9 protein-coding genes are annotated in these 10,058 nt (G+C 66.0%); 8 read left to right on the forward strand and 1 reads right to left on the reverse strand.

What is annotated here, in order from left to right; genetic code table 11:
* The first annotated feature begins 156 nt into the window (after positions 1–156).
* From ACE039_RS02165 to ACE039_RS02185, 5 genes are all read left to right on the forward strand, one after another.
* Positions 157–1,767: a PepSY-associated TM helix domain-containing protein gene (locus ACE039_RS02165; protein ID WP_485821566.1), complete on the forward strand. Its 1,611-nt coding sequence runs from the start codon at positions 157–159 to the stop codon at positions 1,765–1,767.
* Positions 1,764–2,114, forward strand: a complete 351-nt coding sequence (locus ACE039_RS02170; protein WP_006223268.1) for a DUF3325 domain-containing protein — start codon at positions 1,764–1,766, stop codon at positions 2,112–2,114. Before ACE039_RS02165 ends, ACE039_RS02170 begins: the two co-directional genes overlap by 4 nt.
* 145 nt (positions 2,115–2,259) lie before the next feature.
* Positions 2,260–4,254: a ribonucleoside triphosphate reductase gene (locus ACE039_RS02175; protein WP_485821567.1), complete on the forward strand. Its 1,995-nt coding sequence runs from the start codon at positions 2,260–2,262 to the stop codon at positions 4,252–4,254.
* Between the two features lie 51 nt (positions 4,255–4,305).
* A complete protein-coding gene (gene nrdD, locus ACE039_RS02180) occupies positions 4,306–4,488 on the forward strand; it encodes an anaerobic ribonucleoside-triphosphate reductase (RefSeq protein WP_105557192.1) in 183 nt (60 codons plus the stop codon).
* The gene (locus ACE039_RS02185) at positions 4,454–5,248 is read left to right on the forward strand and encodes an anaerobic ribonucleoside-triphosphate reductase activating protein (protein WP_485821568.1); all 795 of its coding nucleotides are present in this window, start codon (positions 4,454–4,456) and stop codon (positions 5,246–5,248) included. Before nrdD ends, ACE039_RS02185 begins: the two co-directional genes overlap by 35 nt.
* Here ACE039_RS02185 and ACE039_RS02190 read toward each other — a convergent pair.
* Positions 5,239–6,657 (reverse strand): aminotransferase-like domain-containing protein, encoded by a 1,419-nt coding sequence (locus tag ACE039_RS02190; RefSeq protein ID WP_448708327.1) that lies wholly within the window; start codon positions 6,655–6,657, stop codon positions 5,239–5,241. The genes ACE039_RS02185 and ACE039_RS02190 overlap by 10 nt on opposite strands.
* 130 nt (positions 6,658–6,787) lie before the next feature.
* On the opposite strand from ACE039_RS02190, the gene ACE039_RS02195 reads away from it, so the two are divergent.
* From ACE039_RS02195 to ACE039_RS02205, 3 genes are all read left to right on the forward strand, one after another.
* A complete protein-coding gene (locus ACE039_RS02195; protein ID WP_448708343.1) occupies positions 6,788–8,077 on the forward strand; it encodes a hydroxymethylglutaryl-CoA reductase, degradative in 1,290 nt (429 codons plus the stop codon).
* A 79-nt stretch (positions 8,078–8,156) separates the two neighbouring features.
* Positions 8,157–8,645, forward strand: a complete 489-nt coding sequence (locus ACE039_RS02200) for a hypothetical protein (protein WP_313463945.1) — start codon at positions 8,157–8,159, stop codon at positions 8,643–8,645.
* Positions 8,642–10,030, forward strand: coding sequence for a tripartite tricarboxylate transporter permease (locus ACE039_RS02205; protein WP_310027813.1), 1,389 nt, complete (start codon positions 8,642–8,644; stop codon positions 10,028–10,030). Before ACE039_RS02200 ends, ACE039_RS02205 begins: the two co-directional genes overlap by 4 nt.
* Positions 10,031–10,058: the final 28 nt, after the last annotated feature.

The following is a 10,058-nucleotide window of genomic DNA, read 5'->3' on the forward strand; positions in this document are numbered from 1 at the left end:
GCCCTGAAACGGGCCCGCCCGGAATGCTTAGCATCGCAACTCCGGCCCCAGTTCGCATAGAATTGGAACCATTCTCAATAAAACAAAAATCCGCCGGGCTCGCGGCGGCAACGACGATAAAAGAGGCTCGATCTGAAATCCGGTTTCCGCCTATCCATGGCCTGGTTGCACACCTGGGTCGGCCTGTGGTTTTCCTGGCTGCTGTTCGCGGTGTTCCTGACCGGGTCGCTGGCCGTATTTTCCGAGCCGATCAGCCACTGGATGACGCCCGAACACCACGCGGCCGAAGCCCTGGCCGCGCAGCAGGAAAGCGCCCCCGTGGACCGCGCCCGCCGCTTTGATCTGGCGGTCGACTACATGCAGCAAAAGCACCCGGGCGCTGAAATGTGGGAAATCTGGCCCGTCAACCGCATGCATGAGAACAGCCTGTCGGTCTACTGGTTCGATCAGAACGGGCAGTACGCCGAGGCCGAACTGAACCCGGCCACCGGCGCCGAGATGGACGACCATCACGACAACGAAGGCCGCGCCACCATGGGCGGCACCCATTTCGTGAACTTTCACTACACCCTGCACGAGACCCGCTTCGGCCTATGGATCGTGGCGTTCGCCACCATGGCGATGCTGGTCGCGCTGATATCAGGCGTGGTGACGCACAAACGCATCTTCAAGGACTTCTTCACGTTCCGCGCGAAGAAGGGGCAGCGTTCATGGCTCGACGCGCACAACGCCGTCGCGGTGCTGACCTTGCCCTTCCAGTTCATGATCGCCTACACCGGCATCGTGATTTCCAGCGCCGACCTGATGCCGGCGCCCGTCGCCGCCCACTACGGCGCCGGCATGGAGGGCATCCGCCTGTACCTGGCCGAGATGCAGGGTGAAGTCAAACCGCTGCGCACGGGCGCGCCGCTTGCGATGCCGAAGCTTGAACCCCTCGTGGCGCAGGCGGAAGCGCTGATCGGCCAAACCGCGCGCGCCATCGTCATCCACAATCCGGAAGACCGTTCCATGCGGATCGCCGTCTACGGCTGGAACGAAGACCGCGACACGTTCAACAATATCAGCGCCACGACCGGCATGGCCGAGTTCTCGGGCGCCACGGGCGAGCTGCTGCGCACCCGGCCTGCGGGCGGCGTCAATGGTGGCACGCCGGCCCTTGCGCGCCAGGTAATGAGCGACCTGCACATGGCGCGCTTCGGCGGCCTGGCCATCCAGTGGCTGTATTTCATCTGCGGCCTGGCCGGGGCCGCCATGATGGGCACCGGCGCCGTGCTGTTCATGGTGAAGCGGCGCGCCAAGCTGGGCAATGAATTCGGCGGGGCCACCGCCCGCATGTACCGGCTGTTCGAAGGGCTGAACGTGGCCGCGCTGGCCGGCCTGGCGGTGGCCTGCGTTGGCTACTTCTGGGCCAACCGGCTGCTGCCCGTCGCGCTGGAAAACCGGGTGCTTTGGGAACTGCGCGGCTTCTTCGGTATCTGGGCGCTGATGCTGGCGCTGGCCTGGCTGTGCCGCCCGCGTCAGGCGTGGATCACGCAGTTGGGCCTGCTGGCCGCGCTTTGCCTGCTGCTGCCCTTGATGTCGTTCATGACGCTGGGCGATCACGTCTTCGCACAGATCGGGCGTGGGGACTGGGAAAGCGCCGGCGTGGAACTGACGGCGCTCGCCTTTGGCGTACTATCCGCCTGGGCGGCCATCCGCTTGTGGAAAAAGCCAATGCCCGCGCCCGCCCAGCGCACTCCCCGCGCGAACCAAGAGATTGCGGCATGAACATGAACGACGTATTCGCCATTGTGATGGCGTTGCTGCTGACCTACTCCGGCATGGCCTGCCTGAGCCTGGCCATGCCGCGCCATTACGACCAGGTCTGGGGCCGCGATCCGTCGGCCGGCCACACGCGCGTGCTGCGCGGTGCCGGCGTGCTGCTGCTGGCGCTGGCCCTGCTTCCCTGCGTCGGGCTGTGGGGCAATACCGTGGGTGTCGTCGCCTGGCTGGGCTGGCTTTCCGCCGGCGCGCTGCTGTGGGTCGGCATGCTGTCCTGGGCGCCGCGTCCGGCCGCCAGCACGGCCGCCCTTGCCGTGGCCATTTCGTTGGCCGGCATCGGCATCGGCTTCTGACGCCCGCCGCGCATTGCGCATTTCAGGGGCCGTTCCCCCCTGTTTGACCCGTATCAAATCAGGCTGATATCGCGCGCATCTTGCGTGCCGGCAGCACCATATGTGGTGGTAGAGTTTTCACACCCCACTACATATGGTGTCAACAATGCCTATCCAACACATCCTCAAGCGCGACGGCCGCGTCGCGGCCTTTGATCGCGACAAAATCGCGCATGCCATGGCGGCGGCCGGAACCAGCACGGGGGAGTTGGACCTGGCGGGCGCGCAAATCCTTACGGATAACGTCATCGGCGCACTGGCGGACCAACCCTGCCCCGGCGTCGAAACCATCCAGAACCGGGTCGAGGAAGCCCTGGTCCAGGCCGGCTACTGGCGCACCGCCCGCGCCTACATCGTGCACCGCGAACAACATGCCCGGCTGCGCGCGCTGCGCCACACGATTGTCGACGTGGAAAGCGCCATGGAGGAATACCTGGACCAGCGAGACTGGCGCGTCAACGCCAACGCCAACCAGGGCTACAGCCTGGGCGGCCTGATCCTGAACGTGGCCGGAAAAGTCACCGCCAACTACTGGCTGTCCAACGTCTTCGCCCCCGAAGCGGGCCAGGCGCACCGCGACGGCGACATCCACATCCATGACCTCGACATGCTTAGCGGCTATTGCGCCGGCTGGTCGCTGCGCCAATTGCTGACCGAAGGCTTCAACGGCATTCCGGGCAAGGTGGAATCCACGCCGCCCAAACACATGTCTGCCGCCATCGGCCAGATCGTCAACTTCCTGGGCACGCTTCAAAACGAATGGGCAGGCGCGCAGGCCTTCAGTTCCTTCGACACCTACATGGCGCCCTTCATCCGCCGCGACGCCATGACGTACGCCGAGGTGAAGCAGTCGATGCAGGAACTGATCTTCAACCTGAACGTGCCCAGCCGTTGGGGCACGCAAACGCCGTTCACCAATCTGACGTTCGACTGGACGTGCCCGGCCGACCTGAAGGAACAGGTGCCTTACGTGGGTGGCCAGGAAATGCCGTTCCACTACGGCGACCTGCAAGCCGAAATGGACATGATCAACCGGGCCTACATCGAAGTGATGATGGCGGGCGACGCCAAAGGGCGCGTGTTCACCTTCCCCATTCCCACCTACAACATCACGCCCGACTTCGACTGGGACCACCCCAACGCCGACCGCCTGTTCGAAATGACGGCGCGCTACGGGCTGCCCTACTTCCAGAACTTCTTGAATTCCGACCTGGAACCCCACATGGTGCGGTCCATGTGCTGCCGCCTGCAGCTGGACTTGCGCGAACTGCTCAAGCGCGGCAACGGTCTGTTCGGATCGGCGGAACAGACGGGATCAGTAGGCGTGGTGACCGTGAACTGCGCACGCCTGGGCTACACCTGCCAAGGCGACGAAGCGCGGTTGATGGCACGGCTGGACGCGCTGCTGGGCCTGGGGCGCGACGTGCTGGAAACCAAGCGCAAGGTGGTGCAGCGCTACATCGACCAGGGCCTCTATCCCTATACCCGGCGCTACCTGGGCACGCTGCGCAACCACTTCAGCACGCTGGGCGTGAACGGCATCAACGAGATGATCCGCAACTTCTCGAACGACGCCGACGATGTCACCACGGCCGCGGGCCACGCGTTGGCCGTGCGCCTGCTGGACCGTGTGCGCGACCGCATGACGGAATTCCAGGAACAGACCGGCCACCTCTACAACCTGGAGGCCACGCCGGCCGAAGGCACGACCTACCGCTTCGCCCGCGAAGACAGGAAGCGCTACCCCGGCATTCTGCAAGCGGGCACGGATGCCCAGCCGTACTACACCAATTCCAGCCAGTTGCCCGTGGGCCACACCGACGACCCCTTCCATGCGCTGGAGCTTCAAGAAACCCTGCAGGGCAAGTACACCGGCGGCACCGTGCTGCACCTGTACATGAACGAAGCGGTGTCGTCCGCCGACGCATGCAAGCAGTTGGTGCGCCGCGCCCTGTCGAATTTCCGGCTGCCCTACATCACGGTCACGCCCACGTTCTCGATCTGCCCCAACCATGGCTACTTGGCCGGGCATCACGAGTTCTGCCCGAAATGCGACGCCGAACTGCTGGCCAAGCAATCCGCGTGCTGCGCACCCGCCTAGCGCGCGACACCCCGCCGGCCCCAAGCCGGCATTCACCCCAAGGAGTCCTTCATGCAAACCTTGACCGTCCCCGCCACCGCCGCTGCGCCCGTTCTGCAACTGGACGATAGCCAGCGCGTGCGCTGCGAAGTCTGGACCCGAGTCATGGGCTACCACCGTCCCGTCTCTTCCTTCAACACCGGCAAACAAGGCGAATTCAATGAACGCCGCTTCTTCGTCGAGCAACGCGCCTGAAGGCGCGCCTCAATACGCTGAAACCGGTACCCGCAGGCTGGCCGCAAGGCCGGCCTACGCGGCGCCGCCCCAACCCGTCGCCCAACCGTTGCCGCGGCATTCGCCCGCGATTGGCGGGCTGGTGCCCTTTTCAACGGTGGATTGGCCAGGCCAGTTGGCGGCCGTCGTCTTCATCTCGGGCTGCCCCTGGCGCTGCCACTATTGCCACAACACCGAACTGCAAACCCGCGCCGCCCGGTACGACTGGCGTGAAACGCGGGCCTTCCTGGCAACCCGCACCGGCCTGCTGGATGCCGTGGTGTTCTCGGGCGGCGAACCCCTGAGCGAACCCCGGCTCCCGTCCTTGATTCGCGACGTGCGGCGCATGGGATACCGCGTGGGGCTACACACGGCAGGCATCTATCCCCTGCGGTTGGCCGACGTGCTGCGCCATCTGGACTGGGTGGGGCTGGACATCAAGGCCGACGCGCAGGGCTACGACGACATCACCGGCCGCCGCGATTCCCAGCGCCCCGCGTTGGCCTGCCTGACGCAGTTGCTATCGGCCGGCACGGATTTCGAATGCCGCATCACCTGGCACCCCGACTGGCTGGACGAAACGCGGCTACTGACCCTGGCCCGCGAGCTGGCCCGCCGCGGCGTGCGGCGCTTCGCCGTCCAAGGGGCCCGCAGTTCGCCGGGCTCGCCCCCCGGGCGCGCGTTAAGTGCGCAGGCGCAAACCATGCTGGTGCAGTGGTTTGAGGAATTCGCCTACCGCTGAGCCAGCGCCGCCGCCAGCGTGGGGTAAAAGCGCGGCGACCCGATCGCCCCGACGTTGCACCGCGACCACGGTGATGTGGCCGTCGGGTCCACGCTGAATACGCGCCCCGGGGCCATGATGACTTTCTCTGGCATCAGGTCCGTGGCGAGCTTCAACGAATCGGACACGCCAGGAAACGACGACCATAGATAAAGCGAACTCGTGGGCCGCGCAAACACCTCTGCCCCCAGTGAATCCAACACCTGCAGGGCGTGGCCGGTGGCAACCTCCAGGCGCTGCCGCAGCCGCACCAGGTGCCGCTCGTAATGCCCGTCGCGCAGCATCACGTCCACCATGCGCTCGCAATATTCCGAACTGCTGACATGCACCAGGGCTTTCAGGTCGGCCAGGTCGCTCGCCAACGCCGCATTGCAGGCGATGAAGCCCACGCGGAGCGCAGCCGAAAACGATTTCGAGAAACTGCCGATGTAGATGGTGCGTTCCAACTGGTCCAGCGCCGACAGCCGGACCGCGGAGGTGGGCTTGAAGTCGGCCAGCGAGTCGTTTTCGACGACCATCAGGTTATAGCGCTCGGACAGCTGCAGAACCTTATAAGCCTTGGCCAGCGAGATATCCGAACCGGTGGGGTTGTGCGCCAGCGACTGCGTGAAGAACAGCCGGGGCTTCTCGCGTTGCAACAAGGCCTCCAGCGCAACCACGTCGGGCCCGTCGGACAGGCGCGGCACGCCCAGCATGCGCACGCCCGCCAGCTTCAGCTTGCCGAACAACGGGTAGTACCCGGGGTTGTCCACCAGCACGGTCGCGCCCGGCGGCACGAAATAGCGGATCACCAGATCCATGGCCTCGTTGGCGCCATGCGTCAGCACCAATTGCGGCGGCGCCACATTCACGCCCACATCGCCCAATTTCCGCACCAGGCTTTCGCGCAGCGGCGCGTAGCCAAAGCGGCTGCCATAGCGGAACAACGCCCCAAGCCCCGTGCGCACCACTTTCTGGTGATAGCGGTCCATGCGCATGTCGGCCAGCCACTCCACGGGCGGGAAGCCGTCCCCGGCCTGCACCGCGTCAGGCTGCGTCTTGAGCTGTTCGCGCATCAACCAGACGATGTCCATCGCCCGGCTCAGTTGCCCCGCCTCTTCGTCGGCGGCCTTGCGCGCGAAGTCGCCGTCCAGCACGTAGAAGCCGGCGCCCCGGCGCGGTTCCACCAGCCCCTGGGCCACCAGCATTTCAAACGCCACGACCACGGTGTTCTTGGCGTACCGGTGCAGTTGCGACAACTCGCGCAGAGACGGTAGCTTGTCGCCCGGGCGGTACACGCCATCGGCGATCTGCTGGCCGATGAGCTTGGCCAGGCTTTCGGCGATAGGCGCCCCGCGCGGCCGCTTGCCCGGTTTGATTGCGTGTTCCATGCGTTGTCTTCCGCGTGAATCGTGGCCAGAATTGGTGCAGTGCAATGGTACTGTTTGCCAAAACTGTACCTCTCAATAGCGGTACAGTTTACCTAGAATCAGGCCACTCGATACCTATACGGAGACTGCCATCGTGGCCGATTCACGCTTGCCCAATTTCCGCGCGCTGACGCCCGCGCAACGCCTGGCCGCCATCGCGGACGCCGCCTCGCTGACCCCCGAAGAACAGCAGTTGCTAGCCCGCCCCGGCGCGCTCGGCCTGGACCGTGCCGACGGCATGATCGAAAACGTCATTGGCGCCTTCGAACTGCCGCTGGGGGTCGCCGGCAACTTCCAGGTCAATGGACGCGACGTGCTGGTGCCGATGGCCGTGGAAGAGCCTTCCGTCGTCGCGGCGGCCTCTTACATGGCCAAGCTCGCGCGCGAATGCGGCGGTTTCGAAACGTCCAGCAGCCGCCCGTTGATGCGCGCGCAGGTACAGGTGCTGGGCCTGACCGACCCGCATGGCGCGCGGCTGGCGCTGCTACGCGAACGCGAGCGCATCGTGACGCTGGCCAACAGCCGCGACAAGGTGCTGATCGGGCTGGGCGGCGGCTGCCAGGATCTTGAGGTCCATGTCTTCGCCGACACGCCGCGCGGCCCGATGATCGTGCTGCACCTGATCGTGGACGTGCGCGACGCGATGGGCGCCAACACCGTCAACACCATGGCCGAGGCCGTGGCGCCGCTGGTCGAAACCATCACGGGCGGCTCGGTGCGCCTGCGCATTCTGTCCAACCTGGCCGACCTGCGTTTGTCGCGCGCCCGCGTGCGTCTGACGCCGCAGGCGCTGGACACCAAGGACCGCAGCGGCGCCGACATCATCGAAGGCGTGCTCGACGCCTACACGTTCGCCGCCGTCGACCCGTACCGCGCGGCCACGCACAACAAGGGCATCATGAACGGCATCGATCCCGTGATCGTGGCCACCGGCAACGACTGGCGCGCGGTCGAGGCCGGCGCGCACGCCTATGCGGCCCGTTCGGGCCGCTACACGTCGCTGACGCAATGGGAGAAAGACACGTCGGGCGCGCTGGTGGGCACGATCGAAATGCCCATGCCCGTGGGCTTGGTGGGCGGCGCGACCAAAACGCATCCGCTTGCCCGCGTGGCCCTGAAGATCATGGACGTGCGCTCGGCGCAGGAACTGGGCGAAGTCGCCGTCGCCGTGGGCCTGGCGCAAAATCTGGGCGCGTTGCGCGCGCTGGCAACCGAAGGCATCCAGCGCGGCCACATGGCGCTGCACGCCCGCAACATCGCCCTGGTGGCCGGCGCATCGGGCGCCGAAATCGATACCATCGCCAAGCGCATGGCGGCGGAGCAAGACGTCCGCACCGATCGCGCGCTGGCCTTGCTGGAGGAACTGCGGCAGTCGCGATAAGCCCGGCCGGCCCAGGCCATATAAGAACAGAGGCGGCGCACGGCAACGCCGGCGCTGCCCAAACACAACGGAGAGAGACATGGAAGCAAAATCCCCTGCGCCGTCCTGGCGCCTGGCCGAGGTATGGAGCGACACGGTCGACCTGCGCCAACTGGCGTGGGCCATCGGCATCGGCATCACGATCAGCGTGGCCGGCTTCTATGCGGCCAGCCGCTGGTTGCGCGGCATGGTCGCCTCGCCGGAACTGGCGCACGCCTACGCCATGCTGGCCGGGTTGGCTGGCTGCGTGATCGCGGGCGTCATCTGCGCGCGCCTGTTCCCGCCCAAACGCGAAGTCATTGAACACAGCTCCACGCATGATCCCGCCTGGCGCGCAGAGGTTCTGGCCGAACTGGCCGAGCAGCCCGGCGGCCTGGGCACGTTGGCCGACCTGCCCGAAGCGGTCGTGCGTGAATTGAAGGAACTGGACCTTTACGACCTGTTCACCGAACCGCCAGCCGCCGCGTCCACCGCGGCGCAGGCGTCGTCCCCCCGCCCCCAAGGCGCATCCAAGGAGGCCTTGGCATGAGCGATCCCGCCCTGCTTGAACAAATCATGGTGGCCGCCGCGATGGGGCTGCTGGGCGCGGTGGTGTTCGCCGCGATCGGCCTGGTGTCGGGAACGGATGAAACCACGACGCTGGCCCCGCTGACGCTGCTGGTGGTGCTGCTGGGCGTGCCGCCCGCAGGCGTCTTCACCTTTTTCCTGGCCGGCGCGGTGGCCAAGCACATGACGCATGCGGTGCCCACGGCATTGCTGGGCATACCAGGCGACACGCTGGCCACGCCACTGCTGCAGGACGCGAACATGCTGCGCAAGCTGGGCGTGCCGCACATCGCACTGCGCAAAATGGTGTCCGGCGCCATCGTCGCCGCCTTCGTCGCGGTGCCGCTGGCGGTGCTGTTCGCCGTGTTGCTGGCGCCGTTCGGCGCGGCCATCACCAAATCCGCGCCGTGGATCTTTTTGGCCGCGGCCGTGCTGATCGCCTATTTCTCGGCCGGGCGTTGGGCCGCCGTGGCGCTGCTGGTGCCTTTCGTGGTGGTCATCATCGCGTTGCAAAGCCTGACGGCCAAGTACGGCGTCAAGCTCAGCATCAGTTATTTCCTGGGCATTGCCATCGGGCCGCTGATCGCGGATCTGTTCACGGTCATCTCGCCCATGGGCCGCGCGCAGATGATGCGCGACAAAGTGCGCACGTTTTCGCTGGCGCCGGACGTCAAGAGCTGGTCGGGCTACTTTCCGAACCCGCTGAAGGTGATGGACCGCACGCAGACGCGATGGACACTGGCCACGGCGGCGATTTCCAGCGCGACCTTCGTGTTCAGCCCCGTCGCCATGACCGTGGTGCTGGGCGAACTGGTCGGTTCGCGCATCAAGCACGCCTACCATCGCCTGACGACGGTGCTGTCGGCGCGCAACGGCGTCACCGAAGCGACCTATATCGCTGAAGCGCTGATCCCGCTGATCGCGTTCGGCCTGCCGCTGAGCCCGGTGGCTGCCGGCCCCGCGGCGCCGCTGTTCAACGCGCCGCCGCGCTTCACGGTGGATGCCGCCACGGGCCAGACGCACAACCTGCACAACCTGCTGAACCACTGGGAGTTCCTGGGCTACGGCATGCTGGCGGTGCTGCTGGCCGCGCTGGTGTCCTACCCCTTCGCGATGAACTTCGCGCGCCGCGCCGCGCTGTTCGTATCCCGCAAGGTCAGCCACGAAGCCATCATCGCCACATTCGTGGGCCTGATCATCGTCATCAGCATCTGGGAAGGCCAATTCCTGGGCTTGCTGGTGATCCTGACGATGGGCCTGTTCGGCGGCTTGCTGTCCCGCCGCTTCGGCTTCAACACCGGCGTGCAGTTCATGGGCTACTACACCGCCGTGCTGTCGGTACCGGCCATCGTCAAGCTGATGGCGTAGGCGTCTGACCCTGGGGGCCGGCCAATTC

This window comes from Achromobacter maghribensis (assembly GCF_057334215.1).